16 protein-coding genes are annotated in these 25,187 nt (G+C 58.5%); 14 read left to right on the top strand and 2 right to left on the bottom strand.

What is annotated here, in order from left to right; genetic code table 11:
* The first annotated feature begins 107 nt into the window (after positions 1 to 107).
* The 7 genes from I8J29_RS13150 to I8J29_RS13120 all read left to right on the top strand — a co-directional run bounded on the left by I8J29_RS13150 (position 108) and on the right by I8J29_RS13120 (position 13,451).
* The gene (locus I8J29_RS13150; protein WP_208848045.1) at positions 108 to 5,108 is read left to right on the top strand and encodes an S-layer homology domain-containing protein; all 5,001 of its coding nucleotides are present in this window, start codon (positions 108 to 110) and stop codon (positions 5,106 to 5,108) included.
* A gap of 245 nt (positions 5,109 to 5,353) precedes the next feature.
* Positions 5,354 to 7,174: a sensor histidine kinase gene (locus I8J29_RS13145; protein WP_208848044.1), complete on the top strand. Its 1,821-nt coding sequence runs from the start codon at positions 5,354 to 5,356 to the stop codon at positions 7,172 to 7,174.
* Between the two features lie 5 nt (positions 7,175 to 7,179).
* Complete coding sequence (locus I8J29_RS13140) at positions 7,180 to 8,856, top strand: response regulator (protein WP_208848043.1); 1,677 nt, start codon at positions 7,180 to 7,182, stop codon at positions 8,854 to 8,856.
* A gap of 109 nt (positions 8,857 to 8,965) precedes the next feature.
* Positions 8,966 to 10,723, top strand: a complete 1,758-nt coding sequence (locus I8J29_RS13135; RefSeq protein ID WP_208848042.1) for a type 2 periplasmic-binding domain-containing protein — start codon at positions 8,966 to 8,968, stop codon at positions 10,721 to 10,723.
* 72 nt (positions 10,724 to 10,795) lie between these two features.
* The gene (locus I8J29_RS13130; RefSeq protein WP_240546148.1) at positions 10,796 to 11,695 is read left to right on the top strand and encodes an ABC transporter permease; all 900 of its coding nucleotides are present in this window, start codon (positions 10,796 to 10,798) and stop codon (positions 11,693 to 11,695) included.
* 21 nt (positions 11,696 to 11,716) lie between these two features.
* On the top strand, positions 11,717 to 12,604 hold the full coding sequence (locus I8J29_RS13125) for a carbohydrate ABC transporter permease (protein ID WP_208848041.1): 888 nt from the start codon (positions 11,717 to 11,719) through the stop codon (positions 12,602 to 12,604).
* Positions 12,605 to 12,683: 79 nt separating this feature from the next.
* Positions 12,684 to 13,451, top strand: a complete 768-nt coding sequence (locus I8J29_RS13120; protein ID WP_208848040.1) for a hypothetical protein — start codon at positions 12,684 to 12,686, stop codon at positions 13,449 to 13,451.
* Between the two features lie 108 nt (positions 13,452 to 13,559).
* Here I8J29_RS13120 and I8J29_RS13115 read toward each other — a convergent pair whose 3' ends face one another.
* Together I8J29_RS13115 and I8J29_RS13110 are read right to left on the bottom strand one after the other, a co-directional pair.
* On the bottom strand, positions 13,560 to 13,985 hold the full coding sequence (locus I8J29_RS13115) for a very short patch repair endonuclease (RefSeq protein WP_338113145.1): 426 nt from the start codon (positions 13,983 to 13,985) through the stop codon (positions 13,560 to 13,562).
* 329 nt (positions 13,986 to 14,314) lie between these two features.
* Positions 14,315 to 14,902 (bottom strand): restriction endonuclease, encoded by a 588-nt coding sequence (locus tag I8J29_RS13110; RefSeq protein ID WP_208848039.1) that lies wholly within the window; start codon positions 14,900 to 14,902, stop codon positions 14,315 to 14,317.
* A 489-nt stretch (positions 14,903 to 15,391) separates the two neighbouring features.
* Between I8J29_RS13110 and I8J29_RS13105 the strand changes: the two genes are divergently transcribed.
* The 7 genes from I8J29_RS13105 (at position 15,392) to I8J29_RS13075 (ending at position 25,125) form a co-directional block, all read left to right on the top strand.
* Positions 15,392 to 15,766, top strand: a complete 375-nt coding sequence (locus I8J29_RS13105) for an ATP-grasp domain-containing protein (protein ID WP_208848058.1) — start codon at positions 15,392 to 15,394, stop codon at positions 15,764 to 15,766.
* Positions 15,767 to 15,842: 76 nt separating this feature from the next.
* A complete protein-coding gene (locus I8J29_RS13100) occupies positions 15,843 to 16,553 on the top strand; it encodes a DNA alkylation repair protein (RefSeq protein WP_208848057.1) in 711 nt (236 codons plus the stop codon).
* 476 nt (positions 16,554 to 17,029) lie between these two features.
* The gene (locus tag I8J29_RS13095) at positions 17,030 to 18,295 is read left to right on the top strand and encodes a sugar ABC transporter substrate-binding protein (protein WP_208848038.1); all 1,266 of its coding nucleotides are present in this window, start codon (positions 17,030 to 17,032) and stop codon (positions 18,293 to 18,295) included.
* A 126-nt stretch (positions 18,296 to 18,421) separates the two neighbouring features.
* Positions 18,422 to 19,312, top strand: a complete 891-nt coding sequence (locus I8J29_RS13090) for a carbohydrate ABC transporter permease (RefSeq protein ID WP_090638895.1) — start codon at positions 18,422 to 18,424, stop codon at positions 19,310 to 19,312.
* Between the two features lie 17 nt (positions 19,313 to 19,329).
* Positions 19,330 to 20,190 (top strand): carbohydrate ABC transporter permease, encoded by an 861-nt coding sequence (locus tag I8J29_RS13085; RefSeq protein ID WP_208848037.1) that lies wholly within the window; start codon positions 19,330 to 19,332, stop codon positions 20,188 to 20,190.
* Between the two features lie 36 nt (positions 20,191 to 20,226).
* On the top strand, positions 20,227 to 21,633 hold the full coding sequence (locus tag I8J29_RS13080) for a sulfatase family protein (protein ID WP_240546146.1): 1,407 nt from the start codon (positions 20,227 to 20,229) through the stop codon (positions 21,631 to 21,633).
* 99 nt (positions 21,634 to 21,732) lie between these two features.
* Positions 21,733 to 25,125: a GH36-type glycosyl hydrolase domain-containing protein gene (locus I8J29_RS13075; RefSeq protein WP_208848035.1), complete on the top strand. Its 3,393-nt coding sequence runs from the start codon at positions 21,733 to 21,735 to the stop codon at positions 25,123 to 25,125.
* Positions 25,126 to 25,187 lie beyond the last annotated feature (62 nt).

Raw genomic sequence — 25,187 nt, 5'->3', positions numbered from 1 at the left:
TCGCAGCGGGCTCCGGTGTTACGGGCGGGTCCGGAGGGGCAGCGGCCCCGTCGCTTCAGAGCGTTGCAGCCGGTTCCGGCTATGACGGGCACTGGGCGGCCAAAGCATTGAACCGATGGGCCGAGGCCGGATATTTCAACATCTTGGCGAATCCGGTAACGAACCCGAACAAGTCGATCACACGGGCGGAATGGGCGGCCCTGCTCGGCCAATTGTTCGGCTACACGGAAACCGGCGCTGCGGATTACAAAGACGTGGCCGAAGAGGCGTGGTACTACGAATCCGTCCTGCTGGCCTCGTCGGCCAACATTCTCACCGGATTCAATCATTCTTTTCGCCCCAACGACCCGGTTAACCGGGAAGAGGCGGCCGTCTCCATTCTGAGAACGCTGGGTCTGGCTGGCGCAACCTCCGATCAGGCGCAGTCCTATCCGGATTATCGCGAGATGTCGACCTGGAGCAGGAACGCCATCGGCGTCAGCCGGGACAAGGGTCTCCTGAACGGTACGACCGGAGGCGAGTTTCAACCGCGGCGCGCCATGAGCATCGCGGAGGCGGTCACGCTGCTGGATCGGATCGCGGCGGTGATCGTGAACGAACCCGCCAAAGGCGACCAAGGGTCCACGCTGACCTACTCGCAGGACGTGGCAGGCAACCTGTTCGTCAATGCCTCCAAGGTCAAGCTGAGCCATATGAAAGTCAAAGGCGATTTGTACATCGCCCAAAGCAGCCCCGACGCGGAGATCCAATTGGAAGACGTGCAGGTGTCGGGCCGCATCTACGTGACCGGCGCCGCCAACGTGGCGGTGGACGGGAATGTGTCCGAGAACCAGATGTACATCTACCAAGCGGCGGGCCAAGTTTCGGTTCAGGGGCCCAAGCCGTCGGTATTCACGGCTCAGTCTCCCGACAGCGTCACCTTCGTTCTGACCGCGGACGAATCGTCCGACGAGACGCCGGGGACGCCGGGAACGGTGTATACGCCGCCGACGCAGACGCCGCCCGACGAGAGCGACGAGCCCATTCTGATTCACGTCACCGACAGAATGCTTGAGGGCGAAGACTACGCGACCGACAAGAAGAAGCTGTTCGACGAATACGATCAGGTCTTGGCGGCGCCGCCGAGCTCGTCCAATCCGTATCTGCCGCCGATCGATACCGCGGCATCGGCGAACGCGAATACATGGCGGACTCCCGGGGCCAGCCAGTGGGTCGACGCGTCCGTCACGAACCTGAACCTGAATCTGCTGCGCGATTACAAGCTGACCGAGATTGATCTCTATGACGGCGAGAAGTACGCGCCGTCGACGTATACGGCCGACGGCAGCAGTCCGTATGAAGTCATGGGCGGCACGATGGAAGTCTACGCCGGAGACAAGAAGCTCATTTCCTACCCGCTCACCAACGCGGGCAAATGGGTGAAGTTCGATCTGGGCGAAGAAGGGGTGACGGCAAGCTCGCTCCGATTCCATAAGATCCCGATCGACGAGAAATATTCGTGGTGGGGCGGCAGCGGCGATCCGTATTCCAAGCAGTTTACGTGCGACGTGAACATCGTCGAAGCCGCGCTGTACGGCATCCCGCTCGGCGAGGAGCCGCCGGCGGAAGAAGAATGGCACTTGAGTCCGCAGGAAGGCGTAACGCCTTTCGACTCGTCGAAGCTCACGTTCGGCCATTTCGTCGGCACCAACAGCTTCTTCGACGTGACGCAAAGCGCGAATCAAGCGATCGGCTTCGTCCGGGAGTATCATACCTGGAACTGGACCGAGTATTCGGCCAACGGCCAGCCGGCCGGCGGCCAGCTGAACAACTCGGCCACGACCCCGGATCCCGTGGCGCAATACAACAACACCTGGGGCGCCTTCGACAGCTACTATCAATCGCTGAAGGATATGGGCGTGGGCGTCGCCATTACCTTCCAAGGCGGCGTGGCGGATTCGGGTAGGGATAATCCGCGGCCGAACTGGCAAGGAGACCAGGACCCGAAGAAAGCTAGCTCTTACCTGGCGCACGGCAGAAGCTTCTTCCAGCACGCGGCGCGTTACGGAAGCAATAAGGACCTCGATCCCGATCTCGTCAAGGTTGCGCCCGGAACGGACAAGAAGATCGGCATGGATCTCGTCGAATACTACGAGAATTGGAACGAGGAAGATCTCGCGGGGTATTTCACCGGCGCGCAATTCGCGGCAATGACCAGCGCCGATTACGACGGTCATATGGGGACCATGGGACCGGATGTCGGCATCAAGCAGGCCGACCCCAATGCGAAGCTTGTGCTGGGCGGACTGGCCGGCATCTTCTACAACGGCGAGTCGGCAGGGCAAGGGCAATCGACGCGGCAATTCTTCGAAGACATGATGAAGTGGTTCGACCAGAACCGGACGGAGGACCAGTGGAAGGCGGCGCATAACGGCTCGCTGGACGGCTATGTCCGTTACCCGTTCGATGTCATTAACGGCCATTATTACGCCGGCGAAGGCGTGCAACATCCGAACGCCGAGAATCACCTGACGGGCATGTCCCCCGAAGAGGATCATATCTATGACCGAATGACCGACTTCGTGAAGCTGCGCGACGAATACTTGGCCGACAAGGAAATCTGGCTGTCCGAATTCGGATGGGACGTCGCGCAGGGGACGCAGTCGAGCGCGACGATCGAGTATGAGAAGAACGGCGTCACCTACAATCCGGGGATCAATACGGGCCTCGACGCGGAAGAGGTGCAGGCACGCTGGATCGTCCGCGAGTATCTGATGCTGGCCGCGGCCGGAATCGACCGCGCGGAGCAGTACATGATGCCCGATGCGGGAGCGGCCGGAAGCCGCGATACGCGGTTCAATACGAGCGGCTTGCTTCGGGCCGACGGCGACAATACCCATCAGACGACGCAGAAGAGGCCGTCCTGGTATTACGTCGGCACGATGAAGAATTATTTGAACACGACCCGGTTCGATTCGATCGTCGAGAAGGGCGGGGAAAGCGGGCTGGATGGCCCATGGGTGCTTAAATTCAAGGAAACCGCAAGCGACGATGGCGTGTACGGCTTGTGGCTGCCCACCGCGCTCGGCGACGAAGGCGGCGCCAATAAGCAGGATTATACGCTGACGATTCCGGAAGGGATGGGGCATGCCTATCTGGTGACGCTTGAGGACGGGGTGCAATGGGGCAATCGCACAGAGCTTACGATCGCGGACGGCAAAGTGACCGTTCCCGTCACCGAGAAGCCGATCTTCGTCGTCGTGAGCCACGACGATTACTACAAGCCCATCCCGAAGGCAATTCATCCCGTCGCCGTGAATAAACTGACGCCGAGCAATTCCGAGCCCAAGCTGATGTTCGATATGCGGCTCGAGGAGCCGCAAAGCATGACGCAGGACCAGGCTAATGCCGCCGGCACCTACTGGGATCCTGGACAAGGCGATCGCTATGCCTTGATCGATCTCGGATCGGAATTCGATCTGAACAGCGTTCAGCTGTTCGACGGCCCCGGTTCGCTGGTCCATGGCCGCGTGTTCGCCGCTTATGCGGCGGACGCCATCGGGGACTGGTCGCCGAATTACGGCAACGAGACCGCGGCAAGCGTGAAGGCGCAGCTTGCGGGCGGGAATTGGACGAATGTTATGAATTACGGTTATTTGGGTTACCTGACCTGGGCAACCGGCAAGACGGACGTGAAGGCGCGCTACTTAATCGTCGGCTTCGAGGACGGCGTCAACGATACGCCGACCGCGCCTTACGAGACCGATTCGGTTCCGGTACCGGAAGTGATCGTGAACGGCTCCCTGGCGAAGGGGGCCGAGCCGCCCGTGCCGTTCGTCCGCACCTTCGGGCCGAAGCCTTCGGCAGCAGATGTCGACTTTTATCGCGACAATGAATTTGACGAATTGACGTCCGGCAAGCTGAACGCAAGCGAAGCGGAAGCGGCAGGGTTTTCCGTGTACGGCGCGAATGCTACGGTAGAGGAAGGGAAGAACGGGAACGGCGAGACGGACGGGAAGGTGCTGAACGTTCAGGGCACGCTCCAGGCGCCCCAGTTTTCCTTCGCGCTTCCCGATCTGGCGGGCGGAAGCTACGAACCCGATGTCTGGTATACCCTCGATTTCAAGTTCAAGACGGAAGATCGCTTCTCCGTGCCTGCGCTGTATTTGACGGACGGGGCGGCAGGCTGGTCGCCGCTCGTGACCCGGGAGGGCGACGCGGCGTTCAAGCCGATCTGGGGCGGCAGCGGCCAGGTGACGCACGTCGCCGCGGGCGAATGGCATCGCCTGCAGGCCAAATTCAAAATCGATTCCGGCACGTCGAATTTGACCTACGAGATCGCTTACGATGATGCGCTGCTGCAAAGAGCCGAGACCGCGATCACCGACGCGCTGACGCACACGAAGCCGATAATCATCGTCGACGCCGGCGCAGGCCACAACGGCTCGTTCGAGCTGGACGACGTGTGGGTGTACAGGGCGAAACCGACGAACAACCTGGTTGCCATGGATTTCAACCGTGTCGCTAACGGCCCGTTCGCCGGCGATCGCTACACGATTGTCAACCCGGACAGCCATGCCACGATTATCCAACCCGCCGAGGGCGAACCGGGCTACGATAACGGGAATAAAGTGCTGCAGGCCGACTCGGGCAAACCCGTCTTTACGTTCGGCGATCCCGACCTGCTGGCGTACATGAAGAATCACGGCGAGTTCGTCATCGACTACAAGTTCCGCAAGGACAGCATGGACGCCGTGCCGAACTTGATGCTGCGCGACAGCAGCTGGCGCGTGTTCGGCCTGATGCGGGAGCACGAATATGCTGGAGGTCATGCGTATTTGCCCTATGTCGAAGACGGTACGCTGAAGGATCATACGATAACGCCTACCGCGGGCGAATGGCACCGATTCGTGATGAAGGTTCACTATACGGACGACCATACGTTGGTGTACTCGGCGTATATGGACGATATGGCGGTACCCGTAGTCGACGCGGCCGTCATTACGACGGACAACGGGCTGGCGTCGCTTCCGCTGCTCAACATGGAGCTCGGTTCGGTCAGCGGCACGGGTTCGGTCTATCTGTCCGACGTATCGATCTACAAGGGAACCGACATCATTAATCCGTAACCGGCTTGCTTCGCGGCCGAACGAAAGGCATTCATCGAGAAACAACCGACGTCTCGCAAGAGTCGTCGGTTGTTTGCTATATCGTAGGCCGATCTTTGCTTACCGGGCGGGCTGGACGGCCGTCACTCATAGCTGAATCCTCTCCTACTGAACGTTTGATCGTCGTCCCGTAGGACGGCGATAAGCCGGTTACGCTTGTTTCAGCGATCGCATCCCGAATCTATCACGCAAAGGGGCGGCTCGAAATGAATGTTTTTCGGAAACGACGGTTGAGCCTGACGATATTTCCGAAGCTGATCATCGCGTTCCTGCTTGTGGTCGCTCCGATCTACGGCATCGGCCTCGGGATGAATCAGCTGGGGGAGAAGAGCGTCCGCGAGGAACTGTCGAAGTCGCTCAATTCGCGGGTCGATTTCTATCTCAACCTGCTGGAGGTCGAAAACGAGCAGATGATGGGGCTGCTGCAGCAGTACGCGGTCGACAAAGACATCCAACACGCGGCCTTCATCAGCAATACGATGACGATCGGCGAATGGACGGAAACGGTGCAGCGCATTCAGGACAAGCTGCAGCTGATCAAGAGCTCGAACCCCTACATCAAGAGCGTAAGCGCGCATATTCTGACGCTGAAGCGGACGATATCGAGCGATGAAACGATCAGCGACGCGATCAGCCCCGAATATGAGGCGGTCGCCTCCGTATCCAAACTCCGGGGCGTCGGCAAGTACTACTGGCATGGGCGGCTGTTCATGGCGATCGCGTATCCCGGCTCCGATCTGCCGAATATGAAGGCCACGTACGTGCTCTCGGTCGAGATCAACGAGGAGATGATGAAGCAGTCGCTGCAGAACTTCTCCGATTACAAGAACGCGGGCGCGATGCTCATCCATCCCGAAAATGGCTGGATATTGGACAATCAGGCCGGCGAAGGGCTGACGCACGAGCTTTCCGATTACTTGAGGAACCGTCCCGCGGACAGCGCCGACGAAGGCTACGCGCAGCTCTCCGCGGGCGATAGCTCCTATTTTGTCGCCTACAAGCGTTCGCATGCGTTCGGCTATTACTTGATCGCCTACGTGCCGTCAGTCGAGATGGTCGGCGCGATCGACAAGTACCGGATGCTGCTGTGGCTGCTGTCGTTCGTCTCGCTCGCCTTTATCATCGCTTACTCGTACTGGCTCTATCAGCTCATCCGCAAGCCGCTGCATCGGATGATCGCCGGATTCCGCAAGGTGGAGGCGGGCAAGATGGAGCCGATGCCGCTGCCCAAGACGCATGATGAGTTCTACTACTTGTTCCAACGGTTCAACATGATGACGAACAATCTGAAGGTGCTGATCCAGGAGGTGTACGAGCAGAAGCTGCGCGCCCAGACGTCGGAGCTCAAGCAGCTGCAGTCGCAGATCAATCCGCACTTTCTGTATAATACCTACTTCATCCTCTACCGCTTGGCGAAGATGCACGATAACGACACCGTCATCCGGTTCAGCCAGCATCTTGGCGGCTACTTCCAATATATTACCCGCAACGGCTCCGACGAGGTGCCGCTCGACGCGGAGATCAAGCACTCCCGCTCGTATGTGGAAATTCAGAACATCCGTTTCGCCAAGAGCCGCATTACCGTCGACTTCAGCGAGCTGCCCGAGGGCTGCGGCGACATGCGGGTACCGCGGCTGATCCTGCAGCCGTTCATCGAGAACGCGTACCAATACGGAATCGAGACCAAGCGCAGGGACGGCCGAATCGCCGTGACGATGACCGAACAGGATGGCCGATTGCTCATCTCGGTCGAGGATAACGGCGAGCGGCTGACGAACGCCGACCTTCAGCGGATCGAAGCGAATTTAGTACATCAGGGCGCGAATATGGAATATACCGGCATGCTAAACGTGCACCGCCGGCTGCAAATCCGGTTCGGCGCCGCGTACGGCGTGTCCGTCGCCCGCGGCGAAATGGGCGGCATGAAGGCGACGCTGAGGCTGCCGATGCCCCCGTCCCCGGGCAAAGCCGCGGAATCATCGGATCCGTCGGATCTGGCGGATCCAAATGACGCGAAAGGAGTGTGATTGCCATGTACCGGCTGTTGATCGTCGACGACGAGCCGATCATCGTCGAAGGCTTAAGCGAGTTGTTCTTGCAATCCGACTATCCGCTCGAGGTCTATCAGGCGTTCGACGGCATGGAAGCGCTGTCGATCGCGCGGAAGCTGCGCATCGACATTCTGATGACGGATATCGAGATGCCGGAGATGAACGGCATCGAGCTGCAGAAGGAGGTGCTGCGCCTCTGGCCGCGCTGCAAGTCGATTTTCCTGACCGGCTACAACGACTTCGATTATATCCAATCCTCCATCCGCGGAGGCGCGATCGATTACGTGCTGAAGACGGAAGGAGACGATTCGATCGTCGCCTCGGTCGAGAAGGCGATTCGCGTCATTGCCGAGGAAGTGAGCTACGAAGGACTGATCGCGAACGCGCGCTCGTCCCTGAAGCTGGCGCTGCCGGCGCTGCGCAAGGAGTATTTGACCGGACTGCTGGAAGGAGAAGCCTCGCCGCCCGCCACGCGGAGAGAGCGGTTCGCGCAGCTGGAGGTGCCGCTCGATCCCGACTTGCCGGTCGTCATGGCCGTCGGCCGGATCGATCGTTGGCGCGAGGATGCGACGGGCGGCGATAAGGTGCTGTTCGCGTATTCGATCAATAACATCTTCGAAGAATTCGTCGCGGTGGAATTCGACTTGACGTACTTCAGAGGCGACCACGAGCGGCTGGTCTGGCTGCTGCAGCCGAAGACGGAATCGGGGTACCGCCAGGCGATCGTGGGCAAGCCGCCGCTGCACGCCGGCGCAGGCGCGGAAGCCGATCCGGAAGCCGACCTGCACGCGTACTTGCTCGGGATGCTCGAATCCATGCAGGACGCGTGCAGCCGGTACTTGAAGCTCGCGTGCTCGTTCGTCGTCTCCAGCGAGCCGTTCGCGTGGGACGCGCTCGCGTCCAAATACGAACGGCTGTCGCGGCTGTTCGGCCGCGGGCTCGGACTTGGCAGCGAGATGCTGCTGTCGGACGACCGGGCGAAGGAAAGCGGCGACGAGAAGGCGCGAAGCAAGGTCAAGCGCATCCGGCTGCTCGACCAATACTTGATGCAGAAGGAGCGGGCCAAGTTCGAGCAGCTGTTCGACGAGATTGCGGAGGCGGTCGGCGAGCCGGCGACGCTGGAAGCGGGCTTGCCGCTCGAGGTGTTCTACGAGCTGTCCGCGATCTTCATCCCGCATCTGAACCGGTTCGACGCGCTCGGCGCCGCCGCCGGCCACGCCGTCACGAGTAAGCTGTTCTCGATCCGCGAGCATCGTTCGTGGCGGGAGGTTGCCGGCTTTTTCCGCGAGCTGGCGGATCTGCTGTTCGAACGCATGGAAGGCGGCAACGAGCAGGAGACGAGCGAAGTCGTCGAGCAGCTTCATCGGTACGTGGAGGCGCATATCGAGGGGGATCTGTCGCTGAACCGCCTGGCCGAGCACGTCTATTTGACGCCGTTTTACCTCTCCCGCTTGTATAAGCAGAAGACGGGCCACAGCATCAGCGACTACATCACGCGGACGAGAATCGAGAGCGCCAAGCGGCTGCTCGGCGAGAGCGCGCTTAAGATTCACGAGGTCGGCATGCGGATCGGGTACGATTCGCCGTCCTATTTCACCCGGTTCTTCAAGAAAGCGACCTTGTTGACCCCTCAGGAATACCGCGATTCGCTCAAGTAGATATAAAAGGATAAGGAATGTAATCGCTTTAATATATTCGCCGCGCCGCCGGGGCCTCATAATGAAAGCGTACCGCATTTAATGCGGGATACAGGGGAGGGGCATGCAGGTGGTGGTAAATAAAGCGAAAGCGAAAGGCTCGGCAATGCTCTCATTATTGCTTATCCTGACGACCGTAACGGCTTGCAGCAGCAACGGCGACGGCGGCAACGGCAACGGCAACGCGCCAAACGCAGCGACGAACGCGAACGCGAACGCAGCCGAAAGCGATAGCCCTGCGGCTTCGCCGGCGGCTTCTGGACCGAGCGGCCCGGAAGGCAAATACGACCCTCCGATCGAAGTGACGACCGTGCGCTCCGTCAATGCGGCCGGCGAGCTTCCGCCGGGCGAAACGTTCGATCAGAATATTTGGACCAAAACGTTCGAAAGCGATCTCGGCATTCAGGTGAAGAATCTCTGGAAAGTCAACGCCGAGCAGTATCAGAACAAGGTCGCCGTCACGATGGCTTCGGGCGATATGCCCGACTTCATGAACGTGGACGCGCAGCAGTTCCAGACCCTCGTGGAAGCCGGCACGATCGCGGATCTGACCGATGTCTACGCGAAGTACGCGTCCGATCTGACGAAGAGCTCGTTCGAAGGCAGCAACGACCTGCGTCTCAAGGCGGCGACGATCGACGGCAAACTCATGGGGATTCCGGCAGACGGCGGCGAATCCGCCGATACCCATCTCATCTATATTCGCAAAGACTGGCTGGACAACGTGGGGCTTCAGCCGCCGAAGTCGATGGACGATGTTATCAAGATCGCCATGGCGTTCACGAAGAACGACCCGGACAAGAACGGCAAGAACGATACGTACGGCTTAAGCCTCGACTACAATTTGTTCAACGGCTGGTCCGGCCTGGACGGCTTCTTCAACGGCTACCACGCGTATCCGTTCAACCCGACCAAGGGGACCGGCACGAACCTGAACTTCATCAAAGGCGCGGACGGCAAGGTGCAGTGGGCCGACGTTCAACCGGAAGTGAAGACCGCGCTCGGCAAGCTGGCCGACTTGTTCAAGCTAGGCGCGATCTATCCGGAATTCAGCGTCATCGACGGCATCAAGTCCGGAGAACTCGTGACGTCCGGCAAAGTCGGCATGGCGTTCGGTTCGTTCTTCGTGCCGACCTGGCCGATCAACAACATGTACAAGGACGTGCCGGGTTCGGATTGGGGCATCTATCCGCTCGTCTCGTCCGACGATCAGCCGGTGCTCGCGCAGAGCACGACCGGGTTGCCTTCGCACTACTTCGTCGTAAGCAAGAAGTCCGAGCATCCGGAAGCGCCGTTCTTGCTGCTCAACACGTATATGGAGAAGCTCTACGGACACTTCGACAAGAAGTACCACACGGTCACGGTGGACGGCAAAGACTACGGCGAATTCGGACTCTCGCCGATCAACGGAGGCTTGCCCGGCAACAATCCGCGGGCGGCGGTCGCGGTGCAAGCCGCGAAGAAATCCGGCGATACGTCGGCGCTCAACGATGAACAAAAGCAATACTACGATCAAGTAGCCAAATTCGAAGCCGGCGACAAGACGATGTGGGCCGCGAACAAACTGTGGTCGGAAGGCGGCGTATTCAGCCTCCAAGGCCAATACATCGACAACCACCAAGTGTTCACCTCGGCGTATATGGGCAACCCGACGCCGACGATGGTCTCCAAGGGGCCGTCGCTTCGCGACGAAGAAGTCAAGATGATGACGTCGATCATCATGGGTTCCAAGCCGCTCGACTACTTCGACGAGTGGGCCGCGAATTGGCTGGCATCCGGCGGTCAGAGCATTCTCGACGAAGTCAACGCCAGCGGCATGGTCCAATAAGAGGCAGCAGGGGGATAGGGGCTAGCCGCTAGCCGCTATCCCCTCTTTGCAATCAGGCAGGAGGGAAATCGATTGAGCCGCAGAAATTGGAGGCTGGAATGGCCTCTTCACCTGATGCTGGTGCCGGGGATCATCGTCGTGCTGCTGTTCAGCTACGGTCCGATGGTCGGCATCGTCATCGCCTTCGAGAATTTTATCCCGGTGAAAGGGATGTTTCGCTCCGAGTGGGTCGGACTCGAGCATTTCAAGTATATCTATCACTTGTCCGAGACCCGGGAAGTGCTGCGCAATACGGTATTTATCGCGTTCTTGAAAATCATCGGCGGCCTCGTCGCGCCGTTCGTTACCGCGCTTCTATTGAATGAGATCGTGAAGAAGGTTTACAAACGCACCGTCCAAACGATCATCTATATGCCGCATTTCATGTCCTGGGTCATCATGGCCGGCATCTTGCTCGACGTGCTCTCGCCGACGTCCGGGATCGTGAATCAATTCCTCGCGTGGCTCGGCTTCGATAAGGTGTTCTTCCTCGGCGACGAGAAGTGGTTCCCGTATGTGCTCGTCGTGACCGACGTCTTGAAGGAATTCGGGTTCGGCACGGTCGTCTACTTGGCTGCCATCACGGCCGTCAATCCCGCGTTGTACGAAGCGGCCGTCCTGGACGGCGCGAACCGCTGGAAACAAACGCTTAACGTCACGATTCCCGTGATTGTTCCGATTACGATCCTGCTGACGACGCTCGCGCTCGGCAACGTGCTGAACGCCGGCTTCGACCAAGTCTTCAACCTGTATAACCCGTCCGTCTATTCGACCGGCGACATCCTCGATACGTACGTCTACCGGATCGGCCTGGCCAGCGCGCAATACGGCGTGGCGACCGCCGTCGGCCTGTTCAAGTCGGTGATCTCGCTCGTCCTGATCGCGTTGTCGTACGTCATGGCCTATCGCTTCGCGAATTATCGCATTTTCTGACAAGCTGCAGGGAGGATTGTCATGGTTCAACATTACTCATGGAGTCGCAAGCTGTTCGTGGTTTTCAACTATACCTTCCTCGCGGTGTTGTCTCTTATAAGCATTCTGCCGTTAATCAATGTGTTCTCGGTCTCCTTAAGCTCGGCGGCCGCGATCGAAGCGGGTAAGGTCACGCTATGGCCGGTCGACTTCTCGTGGAAGGCGTACGAGTTTGTGGCGAGAAAGCATGAGTTCCTGGTCTCGATGGGCATCTCCGTCGAGCGCGTGGTGCTCGGCGTCAGCATCAACATGCTGCTCACGGTGCTGACGGCCTACCCGCTGTCCAAGGAAGCGGCGAATCTGAAATTCCGCACGGGGTATGCCTGGTTCTTCGTCTTCACGATGCTGTTCTCCGGCGGCTTAATTCCGACCTATATGGTCGTGCGGAATCTGCACCTGCTCGACAGCATCTGGGCGCTTGTGCTGCCGGGGGCGCTGCCGATCTTCAACGTCATCTTGATGCTCAACTTCTTCCGGGGCTTGCCGAAGGAGCTGTCGGAGTCGGCGTTCATCGACGGCGCCGGCCACTGGCAGACGCTCTGGCGGATCATCATCCCGCTCTCGATGCCGTCGATTGCGACCGTCACGCTGTTCGCGATCGTCTCGCACTGGAACGAATGGTTCAACGGCCTGATCTATATGAACGATCTGAGCCACTATCCGCTTGCCAGCTACTTGCAGACGATCGTCGTCCGCATGGATATGTCTTCGATCAGTGATCCAACGATGCTGCTCTTGTTGTCGAAGCTGAACGACCGGTCGGTGCGCGCGGCGCAGATCTTCCTCGGCATGGTGCCGGTGCTGTGCGTCTATCCGTTCCTGCAGCGGTACTTTATGAGCGGCATGACGCTGGGGAGCGTGAAGGAATAAGGCGTTGTTCGATAGCCGTCCTGTTCTTCGGAGCAGGGCGGTTTTCTAACGCAGACGTAGGAATTTGGGAGGAGAAGGCATGATGGTATCTAAACGTTACGGTTCGGAACGGCTTGAGGAACTTGGCTCTGGCGACGCCCCCTGCGCGCCGTTCCCGAAGGCGGAAGACCGCGAAGCCTGGGGATCGATCCCGTCTGAGAAAAGAGAGAGTTGGCTGCGGATCGCTGACCGCTATGCCGACTACGCGTGGCCGGTGCCTACGATGCCGGACTATCGCGTCTATCCGGCGAGCGGCGGTCCGCCGCCTCTCAGTCTCGCTTACTTTGAACGGAGAAGCGTGCTCGGCATTCTCGTCATCGCCGAATGCATGGAAGGCGAAGGCGAGTACCTTGATCAACTAATGAACGGGATCTTCGCCATCTGCGAAGAGAAGACATGGGCATTCCCGGGCCCTTGCAGCCAGTGGAAGGCGTTCGAGAAGCAAGAGTGGATTCCGGACGAGACGGAATTCGGAGTCGGGCTGGCCACCGTGGAAACGGCGCGACTGCTGCTATGGACGCGTTATTTGCTCGGAAGCAGGTTCGACGCGATCAGCCCGCGCATTAACGAACGCATTGTCCGGGAGACGAAGGATCGGATGACGACTCCATACCTTGAGCATGACGATTACTGTTGGCAAGGCTTCACGCCCGCCGAGCGGATCAACCACTCGAAGCCGTGGTTTAACGGCCGGGTGCAGGCGGGATTCCTGCTCATCGCGGAGGACCCTAAGGTCAGAAGCGCGGGAATCGGCAAGGTGATGAGCAGCCTCGACGCGTTCATCGCGACTTATCCGGCCGACGGCTGACGCGATACTGTTGGAATGGAGCCCGGCGGCAGGCGGTCGCATATCCGCGGGAATTGTTACGTGGCGTTCGCTTATAGTGGCTAATCGTAGTTATGAATTCTCTAAAATTTATGAACAATCAAACGTCTGACGTTTAGCGGCAAATACTTTTTTGCAGGCTTGCTCAATAACCATATCAAAACAAGATTTTAAATCATGTTCCCAAATCCTGATTAAGACCCATTCTTTATTGATGTAATATTGAGTAACTTCCATGTCTCTCTGAATGTTACGGTTTATTTTTTTAGACCAATAGTCGGAATTCTTAGACGGCAACTTAAAATGGCTCTTACAACCATGCCAGAAACATGAATCGATGAAAATGACGATTTTATACTTTTTAATTGCTATATCAGGCTTCCCGTACAAGGATAGGACGTTTTTTCGAAATCGATGGCCGTTTCTCCAAAGGGCCTTTGAAACGGATTGCTCCAATTTTGTGTTTTTGCCTCTTATTCTCCCCATGCTCTTGCTTCTGAAATCAGCATCTGGAATATTAATTCACGCTCCAAAAATTCATCATAAGAACAAGAGTTCCTATAATGATTTTACTTTGGAATTTACTCCAAAGCAATATGGGGGATGAACTGTGGATTAAAGAAGGGAATGTTACTAACGCTTATTGCTAAAACCCATTATTATGGACAGATGGACAGACGGACAGACGGACAGACGGACAGACGGCCGGGGAAGAGTCGCATGCAATGATTGAATCACATACTGGTTGAGAAGACGAGTTACAACGAAAATGAAAGCAGCAGTCCCTATTTTAGTAGGAAGTTATCAGTGATAACTCCTTTTTAATAGATCTGCTGCTTATCCTATTATCGGCTTAACGCTTTTGTGGAGCCCTTTTTGGTAGGTTGCCATTTACTCCAATTTCGCAGCTTTTGTTCAAGCAATCCGCCATGCCAGTAATCGACCTTGAATTGCTCAGCCTCTTTCTTTGCTTGTTGAGTGAGGTCGGATGTGGTCACGAGCAACGAAAGAACGCAGTTATGATTTCTCTTAGCAGCCACAAGCTCCCGGACAACCGTGACGCCGACCGAATTGTGATCCGCGTAGCATTTGGCTTGTACGGCAGTGCGTTCTCCTCGTTTATCGACGATAACGAGGTCGACTCCCCCATCATTTCCCCCGACTCCTACTTCATGGACAACATACCCTTGATCTCTAAAATAGAGGGCCAGCAAACGCTCGAATTCAAATCCCGAAAGGTCGTTCAGAGCGCTTTTAAGAATGACTTCATCGGTTCGGATGGTTTTTGATACTCGTCGATTCTGAGCAGTTCTAACGGATTTCTGGCCGGCTTTCTTAGCGGATCGCTTTCGGCGCTTTTTCTTGGGCTGCATAATGCCGGCTAAAGCACCTAGTGCGGCGATAGCTAATATGAATAGAATCATGCTTGTCATGTTGTAGCTCCTTTTTACTGGGATACTATTATATCGGCTTCGTTAAGCAGGACTTTCAGACTAATGGCTTGAATTCTATTACTATTGTGCATCTTAATCCCAGTTTGGAGCGAAACCGTCATGACTTTACCAACCGAACTATCAACGAAAGAATACGATGGACGCTATGTCTAGTATAGACTTAGCTGGGCAGAAGAGGTTGCACCCGACTGCATATTTATGGATGTTGACTTGCTTTACTTAAAATCCTTCCCGATAAAACGCCTGGCTTATGAAGCGATTCAAGCCGCGACGCCGCGGAGCATTTGGATTCCAATTGGCGAGCTTGCGAATGGATTCGAGCCTCTGTACGAGAAGATGAGTACGTTTAACGACCAACCGGTTCTCGTGAAAGACTACGTGAAGTCCCGAAAGCACGAGTCGGAAGAGGCTTGCTATATCCCCGATGCTTCCGATAAGGAGCGGGTGTAAACCGTCCTCCGCAACTTCATCGAACGCCAAGGCTCGGAGCTGAACGGCGGCATCGTCCTCCGCGAGTTCGTAACGCTCGAGCAGCTCGGGAAGCATCCGGTCAGCGGCATGCCGTTAGCGAACGAATACCGGTTGTTTTTCTTGCATCGCCAGCTGATTCAGTGCATGCAGTATTGGGAGGATGCCGACTATCGGCAAGTAGCGCCACGACTGGATGCTTTCATCGAAATCGCGCAGAGCATGGACAGCCGTTTCTTCAAAATGGATATCGCCAAAACCGAGGCCGGGGATTGGATCATCATCGAGGTCGGGGATGGCCAGGTGTCGACGCTTCCGGGCGGCGCGGACCCGGAACGTTTTTATCAATCCATCATGGAAATCGGAGAGAATTAGCGAAACGCTGTGGCATCTGCCCCTCCGCTTCCTTTACACTTAGACCAAAAGGAGTTGATCTCAAATGGCGGAAGTCATGAGCGCGGACGCGGTCATGCAGGAGCTCGAGGCGCTCGGCAAGGAACGCATGAGGAAAATGTACGTCTCCAATGGCGCGCAGGAGCCGGTATTCGGCGTCGCGACCGGCGAGATGAAGCCCATGTCGAAGAAGATCAAGCGCAATCAGCCGCTGGCCGAGGAGCTGTATGCGACGGGGAATTACGATGCCATGTACTTCGCCGGCGTCATTGCCGATCCGAAGGCGATGACGCCTTCGGACTTCGACCGCTGGATCGATGCGGCGTACTTCTACATGCTGTCGGACTTCGTGGTGGCCGTCACCTTGGCCGAGACGGAGATCGCGCAGCAGGTCGCGGATACGTGGATCGCGAGCGGGGAGGAACTGCGGATGTCGGCCGGATGGAGCTGCTATTGCTGGCTGCTCGGGAGCCGGAAGGACGCCGAGTTCGATCCGGACAAGCTGGCCGGGATGCTGGAAACGGTGCAGCGCACGATTCACGACGCGCCGGAACGCGCGAAGTTCGCGATGAACAACTTCCTGTACACGGTCGCCACCTCCTATGTGCCGCTTCACGAGCAGGCGGTCGCCGCGGCCCAGGCCGTCGGGCCGGTCGCGGTGAATCGCGACAAGCCGAAGAGCAAGCAGGCCATCCACGCTTATGAGAACATCCAGAAGGCCCTCGAGAAAGGGCAGCTCGGCTTTAAACGCAAATACGTGCGGTGTTAACCGCTTGTCGCTTGGACAGCTGCGGCAGGGAGATCGCTTCCTGGGGCAGCTGTTTTTGCGTTCGCTTGCGGCCGCTGGCCTGGTAAGAAAAATAAGCCGTCCTCGTGAAAACGCCATGTAAGCAAGCCCAGCAAGGGATGCGCTGTCATTACATCCATGACATCAATAGAAACGTTTCGATTGAACAATAATAACCCCTTGAATACGCTTTATATTTCGGCTATAATCGGATCGAAACGTTTCACTTGCGTAGTTTTCGGTGATTATTACCTCTGATATGGGAATTATACGATGAATCGAAACGTTTCTACGGAAATCCCGAAGTTCGGAACGCCGTAATAAGGCTGGAAAAGACAGGACATAATGAGGGGGTGCGTGCGCTTCTCGCGAGTGACGGACCGGAAGAAATGAAAGCGTGCACGTAAGGACAGTACCTGCGAATTAATTTGCGAAATCATCGAGAGGGGTATTTCGATATGAAAAAGACAGTTACCGTAATGACGGCCGCGATGCTGAGCGTCGGCTTGCTCGCAGGCTGCGGAGCGAAGAACGATACGAACGGCGGCAATGCGAGCGAGGGCGGCGGCGCTTCGAACGAGAAAGTCACCTTGACCGTATGGGGCATGGGCGAAGAAGCGAAGACGCTGCCGAAGTACGCGGACGAATTCACGAAAGCCAACCCGAACATCAAGGTCAACGTCCAAGCGCTGCCTTGGGATCAGGGCCACGATAAACTGCTGACCGCGGTCGCGTCGAAGAAAGGCCCGGACGTCGTCCAAATGGGCTCGTCCTGGGTACCGGAATTCGCGGATGCCGGCGTGCTGGCCGACCTCTCGCCGTACGTCTCGCAATACCCGGAGCTGAATCCGGATAACTTCTACCCGGGCGCCGTCACGGCTGGCAAGTACAACGATAAGTACGTCAGCTCGCCGTGGTACGTCGAGACCCGCGTGCTGTTCTACCGCACGGACATGCTGAAGAACGTCGGCTTCGACAAGGCGCCGGCGACGTGGGACGAGCTGTCCGACGCGGCGCAGAAGCTGACGAAAGCCGGCGGCAAAGGCAAGTACGGCATGAGCATCGATCCGAAAGAGCAGTCCCTGGGCTTCATGTTCGCCCGCCAGAACGGCGCCGAATGGTTCACGTCGGACGGCAAGCCGAACTTCAACGATCCGAAGTTCGTCGAAGCGATCTCGTACGTCAACAGCTTCTACCAGAACGGCTCCGCGCCGAAGGATCTCGGCCTCGACATCATCCCGGCGTTCAAGGAAGGCATCCTGCCGATGTTCATCAGCGGTCCGTGGATGATCAAGATGATCCAGGATCAGGCGCCGGAGATCAAGGACAAGTGGGCGCTCGCGGTCCTGCCGAAGAAAGAAAACAACAAGTCGGTGCTCGGCGGCTCGAACCTGTCGATCTTCGAATACTCGAAGAACAAGGATGCCGCGGCTAAGTTCGTCGCGTACATGAGCAAGGCGGAAACGCAGCTCAAATGGATGGACGACACGAGCTCGCTGCCGGCCGTCACGGCCGCATGGGACAACGACAAGCTGAAGAACGACCCGAACTACCAAGTCATCGGCGAGCAGCTGAAGACGGCGGAGCCGATGCCGGTCCTGAAGTCCTGGGCGCAAATCGGCGACGCCTACCTGAAGCACTTCGAAGTCATCTACCGCAGCAACGCGGACGTGAAGAAGGAAATGGACAGCTTCAACGAAGAAGCGGCCAAGCTGATGAAGTAATCCTTGCTTGACCAGCAATCCAGGTGCGGGAATCGTCTTCCGCTCCGCTGAAGCAGACCGGCCGCCCCCGCGGCCGGCCTGCTCTATATATGCCCCGGGCATGAAAGAAGGAAGTGAGATCTCCCGATGAAAGGTTTCCTGAATAGGCAAGCACCGTACGTATTCATCGCGCCAACCTTGATTTTGCTTACGCTGTTCTCCCTCGTCCCGATTCTGGTCGCCCTCGTGATCAGCCTCACCGACATGGACCTGGGCGGACTCGCGAATTACGACTCGATCAACTTTATCGGTTTTGACAATTATGCCGAGGTTCTGAAGGACCCCGTCTTCCTGAAGTCCATCTTCAATACGGTCTTCTACGTCGTCATCGGCGTGCCGCTCGTCATCCTGTTCTCGCTTGCCATCGCGCTGTTGATCAACCTGGGCACGGCCCGGATTTTCAAAGCGTTTCGCGTTGTCTATTATCTCCCTTCCGTGACGAACATCGTGGCCGTGGCGGTTGTCTGGAGTTACCTCTATAATCCGTCGCTCGGCCTCTTCAACTATCTGCTCAACGCGCTCGGCCTGCCGGACGTGCAGTGGCTCACGCAGCCGACGACGGCCAAGCTGTCGCTGATCCTGCTGGCGCTGTGGAAAGCGGTCGGCCTCAACATGATCATCTTCATCGCCGCGCTGCAGGGCATTCCGAAGTCGTACTACGAAGCCGCGCAGCTCGACGGCGCCAGCCTATGGCAGCAAGTGACGAAGATTACGATTCCAATGATGCGCTTCGCGATCTTCTTCGTGTCCATCACGACCATGATCGGCTGGCTGCAGTTCTTCGAGGAACCGTTCGTCATGACCAACGGCGGTCCGCTGGACGGCACGCTGTCGGTGTCGCTGTTCATCTACCAGAACGGCTTCAAGTTCAACCACTTCGGGTATGCGGCGGCCGGCTCGTTCGTCCTGTTCGTCTTCATCATCGCGATTACGCTCGTTCAACTCAGGCTGCAAAAAAACGAGTCTGACATGACTTAAGATGCGGGGAGATTCCTATGAGTAAATCAACTGCCGTGAGCAAAGGGAGCCCGGACGCGCAGCACGGCGGCCGTCTGTTCCAGTGGATATCCGGCATCGTGCTGACGATCGGCGGCCTCTTCTTCCTGCTGCCGTTCTTCTGGATGATCATGTCGTCGTTCAAGCCGGAGAGCGAGATCGTGCAGATTCCGCCGACGCTCTGGCCGTCCCACTTCACGATGCAAAGCTTCAAGGACCTGTTCCAAAACATGAACTTCGGCGTGTACCTGAAGAACACGCTGATCATCGTGCTGTTCTCGTTCGTCGGGCTGCTGCTGAACGCCGTGGCGGGCTTTGGCTTCGCCAAGTACGACTTCAAAGGCCGCAACGCGCTGTTCGTCCTCGTCCTGGCGACGATGATGATCCCAAGCCAGGTCACGATGATTCCGGTCTACCTCATCCTGAATTCGATGGGGCTGACGAATACGATGACGGGGATCGTGCTGCCGGGCTTCGTCGGCGCGTTCGCGATCTTCCTGTTCCGCCAGTTCATGTCGACGATTCCGACGGAGCTGCTCGAAGCGACGCGGCTGGACGGCGCGAGCGAATACCGGATTTTCCTCCAAATCGTGCTGCCGATCTCGAAGCCGATCCTGGCGGTGCAGGCCATCCTGACGTTCATCGCCGGCTGGAACAGCTTCCTCTGGCCGCTGATCGTCGCGAACGACGAGAGTTTGTACACGCTGTCCGTCGGGCTGTCGCTGCTGAAGGGGCAGTACGCCTCGAACTACGGCCTGCAGATGGCGGGCGCCACGTTCATGGTCGCGCCGGTCATTGTCCTGTTCACGTACTTCCAGAAGCATATTATCGAGAACTTCAGCATTTCCGGCATGAAATAATTCACACCAATAGGTTCGAAAGCAGGTGCTATGACGATGACCGCTGCTCCGAAACGACCGAATATCCTCTTCATTATGTCGGATGACCACGCCTCGCATGCGATCGGCGCCTATGGCAGCCGGATCAACGCGACGCCGAATCTGGACCGGCTGGCCGACGAAGGCATGCGCTTCGACAACTGCTTCTGCACGAACGCGATCTGCGCGCCGAGCCGGGCGACGATTCTGACGGGGACGTACAACCACATCAACGGGGTCAAGACGCTCGGCGACGATCTGGACGGCCGGCAAGTGACGTTCCCGAAGCTGCTGCAGGCGGACGGCTACCAGACGGCGATCGTCGGCAAGTGGCATCTCGGCCACGGCGGCCATCACGATCCGACGGGCTTCGATTACTGGAGCGTGCTGCCGGATCAAGGCGATTACCGCGATCCCGATTTTATCGAGATGGGCACGACGAAGAAGTTCGAAGGCTACGTCACGGACCTCATTACGGACAAGTCGCTGGATTGGATCGAGCGCCGCGACCCGGAGCGCCCGTTCCTGCTGATGTGCCATCACAAGGCGCCGCATCGCCACTGGGAACCCGACGAGAAGCACAAGCACCTCTACGAAGATATCGAAATTCCCGAGCCGCCGACGTTCAACGACGATTACGCGACGCGCTCGCAGGCGGCCGTGCAGGCGAAGATGCGCATCGACGACCTGAACGACCTGGATACGAAAGGGCCGCCGCCGGCAGGACTGACGCCGGAAGAAGTCCGCAAGTGGAAGTACCAGCGCTACATCAAGGATTATCTCCGCTGCATCGCCTCCATCGACGATAACGTAGGCCGCATGCTCGATTACCTCGACGCGAAGGGGCTGGCGGAGGACACGATCGTCATCTACACGTCCGACCAAGGCTTCTTCCTCGGCGATCACGGCTGGTTCGACAAGCGGTTCATGTACGAGGAGTCGCTGCGCATGCCGTTCCTGATTCGGTACCCGCGGGAGATCGAAGCCAGCCGTGTGAGCGAGACGATGATCTTGAACACGGACTTCGCGCCGACGTTCCTCGATTATGCCGGCTTGCCGGCGCACGAACGCATGCAGGGCTTCAGCATCCGGCCGCTTCTGAACGGCGCGGTGCCGGAAGGCTGGCGGACGTCGATGGTCTACCGCTATTGGATGCACCTGGACGGCAGCCATGAAGTGTACGCGCACTACGGCATCCGGACGCATCGCTATAAGCTGATTTATTATTACGCGCAGGCGCTCGGCACGACGGATTCGCGGGACGAGTCCCGGCCGCCGGAGTGGGAATGCTTCGATCTGGCACGGGATCCGCACGAGCTGAACAATGTGTACGGCAATCCGGATTACGCCGGTACGATCGCGGCTCTGAAGCGGGAGCTCGAGCGGCTGATGGACGACGTGCAGGACGAATACCTTCATGCCTGAATAGAGCCGACTGCGGTTACGACGGTTATGCGGACGACCTCATACTTAGAGATAGATTAGACGGATAGGAAACCAAGAGCATGGGGAGGGAGCCCGGAGATGAATACTGAGCTGACAACAACGACGATTCCCGTGGAAGCGGATGGGCTGGTCTTCACGTTCCTGGAGAGCGGCGACCTGCGCGATATCCAATTCGAAGGCATCATGGTCAATCAAGTCATGTCGAATCCGCTGGACGGATCGATGAACAATCTGTATCTGCGCGTGCGCGAGGGAGGACGGATCTTGTCCGCGCCTCTGCTTGGCGTGCATGCGAACAGCCAAGTGAGCGCGTCGGACCGGCGCGTCGTCTGGAGCGGCGAAGCGCTCGGCGTCGCCTACCAAGTGACGTTCACGCTGATGCCCGGCTTGATCTGGTTCTGGGACGTCCGCCTGAGCGGCGACGGCACGGAAACGGACGTGGTCTACGGGCAAGACGTGGGACTCGCGGACAAAGGCGCGGTGCGCACGAACGAAGCCTACATGTCGCAATATATCGGCCATACGGCGTTCCGCACGGAAGAAGCAGGTTATGTCGTGTGCTCGCGGCAAAACCAGCCGATGTCGTCCGGCTTCCCGTACCTGCAGCAAGGCTCGCTGACGGGCGCCGCCGGCTACTCGACGGACGGCTTCCAGTTCTACGGCCTCTCCTACAAGGAGACGAACGTGCCGGAAGCGCTGGGCCGCGAGCGGCTGGCCAATACGGTCTACCAGTACGAATTCGCGTATACGGCGCTGCAGTCGGAGACGGTACGGCTGAACGGCGAAGCGTCGTTCGTATTCTACGGTTTGCTGCGGCCGAACCATGCCGATGCGGTCACCGAGCTGGAATTCCGGGATGACGTGCTGGCGGCTTGGGCGCTGGCGCAGGCGGAGTCCGGCGTTGCTGCGGCGGCTGAGCTGCAGCCCGTTGGCTCCCGCGTGGCATGGAGCGACGCCGTCGGCGAAACCCTTCGCGGCGAAGCGCTGACGAAGGATGAAGTCGCGGCGCTGTACCCGGTCCGGCTGCAGGAGGAATACGACGGCGAAGAGCTGCTCTCCTTCTTCACGGACACGTACGAGCATATCGTGCTGAAGGCCAAGGAGCTCCGCACGGAGCGTCCGCACGGCCACATCCTGATGAGCGGCGACAATGCGCGCCTGAACGAGCATGTGCTGTCGACGACCAACTACATGTACGGCATTTTCCATTCGCAGATTACGGTCGGCAACACCTCGTTCAATAAACTGATGACGAATACCCGCAGCGCGCTGAACGTGCTGAAGACGTCCGGACAGCGGATCTACGTAGAGCTTGAAGGCAAGTATCGCCTGCTCACCCTGCCGTCCGTGTACGAGATCGGCTTCAATTATGCGCGCTGGACCTATAAATTGGCGGACGATACGCTGGTCGTGACGGCCTGGACCAAGGCCGATTCGCCGGAGCTGGCGCTCGAGACCGTCTCCAAGGCGGGCAAGGCCTACCGCTTCCTCGTCACGAATCAGATGACGATGAACGACAAGGAATACGAGCTGCCGTACCTCGTCGAACAGGACGGCGGCGAGCTTGTCTTCCGCGCCCATCCGGAGTCGCTTAGCAGCGGCGCCTACCCGGACCTGCACTACCGTCTGGGCGTCACGGGCACGGCGATGCGGCTGGTGGATGAGCGCGCGCTCGCCCCGGAAGCGCCGGCGGGCTCCGCTTCGCTGGCGGTGCTGGCGCTTGAACCTGCGGCCAGCTGGAGACTGACGATCGCGGGCCGCTTGGAAGCAGCCGAAGCCGCCGCGAAGGCTGGCGCCGCGGACGAGCGGCAGCCGGCGGAGACGGAGATCGAGCGGTACCGTTCGTTCCTCGCGTCGGTCATGAACGGCTTCAAGCTGACGCACGCGTCGGAGAAGCAGACGCGGGAGCTGGAGAAGTTCAACGCGCTGGCTTGGTGGTACACGCATAACATGCTCGTCCATTATTCCGTCCCGCACGGCCTGGAACAATACACCGGCGCCGCCTGGGGCACGCGCGACGTCTGCCAGGGGCCGACGGAATATTTCATGGCGACGGGCAAGCACGGCCAGATCAAGGAAATCTTGAAGACGGTCTACGCGCACCAGTACCAGGAAGACGGCAATTGGCCGCAATGGTTCATGTTCGACCGGTATTACCGGATCCAGCAGGAAGAGAGCCACGGCGACATTATCGTCTGGCCGCTGAAGGTGCTGGGCGATTACCTGCGGGTCACGGGCGACTTCGCGATTCTGGAGGAGCGCGTGCCGTACTCCACGCACAGCGGCGAGATGACGGAGGCGACCTTCACCGTCCTCGATCATGCGCGCAAGGAGCTGCAGTACATCAAGGGTCATTTCCTGCACGGCACCTACCTGTCCGCGTACGGGGACGGCGACTGGGACGATACGCTGCAGCCGGCGAACGCGAAGCTGAAGCAGTACATGATTAGCAGCTGGACCGTGTCGCTGACGTTCCAAACGTTAACCCGGCTGTCCGGCGCGCTGTCCGGTCAAAGCGGGGAGCTGGCGGAACTGTCGGCCGAGCTGAAGGAGCTGGCCGAAGGCATCCAAGCCGATTTCAACCGGTACCTGGTGAAGGACGGCATCATCTCCGGCTTCGCTTATATGGAAGAGCCGGAGCGGATCGAGCTGATGCTGCATCCGAGCGACGGGAAGACCGGCATCGAATACCGCCTCCTCCCGATGACGCGCAGCATGATCGGCGAGCTGCTGGACGCGGAGCAGGCGGAATCGCATTACCGCCTCATCAAGCGGGAGCTGTACTGCCCGGACGGCGTGCGCCTCATGAACCGCCCCGCGGACTATAACGGCGGCGTCAGCACCCGGTTCAAGCGCGCCGAGCAGGCGGCGAACTTCGGCCGCGAGATCGGGCTGCAGTACGTCCACGCCCACATCCGCTTCATCGAAGCGATGGCCAAGCTGGGCAAGCGCGACGAGGTGTGGCAAGGACTCCGGATGATCAATCCGGTCGGCTTGCGCGACGTCGTGCCGAACGCGGATTGGCGCCAGAGCAACGCCTACTTCAGCAGCTCGGACGGCAAGTTCGCCGACCGCTACGAAGCGCGGGAAGGTTTCGGCCGGCTGCGCAAGGGCGAGGTGCAGGTGAAGGGCGGCTGGCGCATCTATTCCAGCGGTCCCGGGATCTACATGAACCAGTTCATCTCGAACGGCCTCGGCATCCGTCAAGAAGGCGGGGATCTGCTGCTCGATCCCGTGCTGCCGGCCGAGCTGGACGGGCTGCGCTTCCGCTTCGAATGGAACGGCAAGCCGATCGTCTTCCGTTACGGGATCGGCGGCGATGCGGTGCGCGGCGTAACCGTGAACGGCAAGGCCGTTCCGGCGAGCGAGCAGGCGAACCGCTACCGCCACGGCGGCGTGCGGATTGCCCGCGAAGCGCTGGACGGGCTGCTGACCGAAGAGTTGAACGAAGTCTTGATTCAAATGGGATAACATTTTTTTGAGGCGATGGGGGAAGTCAGTACCTCATCGCCGAATTTATTGCGATACGCAAC

This window comes from Paenibacillus artemisiicola (assembly GCF_017652985.1).
GTDB lineage: Bacteria > Bacillota > Bacilli > Paenibacillales > Paenibacillaceae > Paenibacillus_Z > Paenibacillus_Z artemisiicola.
Note: the sequence above shows the minus strand (reverse complement) of the source record. Positions and strands in the feature narration are given on the sequence as shown.

Bases quoted from the DNA above. Each gene is read 5' to 3' on its own strand.
- I8J29_RS13145 (WP_208848044.1), top strand. From the start codon at position 5,354: ATGAATGTTTTTCGGAAACGACGGTTGAGCCTGACGATATTTCCGAAG.
- I8J29_RS13140 (WP_208848043.1), top strand. From the start codon at position 7,180: ATGTACCGGCTGTTGATCGTCGACGACGAGCCGATCATCGTCGAAGGC.
- I8J29_RS13125 (WP_208848041.1), top strand. From the start codon at position 11,717: ATGGTTCAACATTACTCATGGAGTCGCAAGCTGTTCGTGGTTTTCAAC.
- I8J29_RS13120 (WP_208848040.1), top strand. From the start codon at position 12,684: ATGATGGTATCTAAACGTTACGGTTCGGAACGGCTTGAGGAACTTGGC.
- I8J29_RS13110 (WP_208848039.1), bottom strand. From the start codon at position 14,902: ATGACAAGCATGATTCTATTCATATTAGCTATCGCCGCACTAGGTGCT.
- I8J29_RS13100 (WP_208848057.1), top strand. From the start codon at position 15,843: ATGAGCGCGGACGCGGTCATGCAGGAGCTCGAGGCGCTCGGCAAGGAA.
- I8J29_RS13095 (WP_208848038.1), top strand. From the start codon at position 17,030: ATGAAAAAGACAGTTACCGTAATGACGGCCGCGATGCTGAGCGTCGGC.
- I8J29_RS13090 (WP_090638895.1), top strand. From the start codon at position 18,422: ATGAAAGGTTTCCTGAATAGGCAAGCACCGTACGTATTCATCGCGCCA.
- I8J29_RS13085 (WP_208848037.1), top strand. From the start codon at position 19,330: ATGAGTAAATCAACTGCCGTGAGCAAAGGGAGCCCGGACGCGCAGCAC.
- I8J29_RS13080 (WP_240546146.1), top strand. From the start codon at position 20,227: ATGACCGCTGCTCCGAAACGACCGAATATCCTCTTCATTATGTCGGAT.
- I8J29_RS13075 (WP_208848035.1), top strand. From the start codon at position 21,733: ATGAATACTGAGCTGACAACAACGACGATTCCCGTGGAAGCGGATGGG.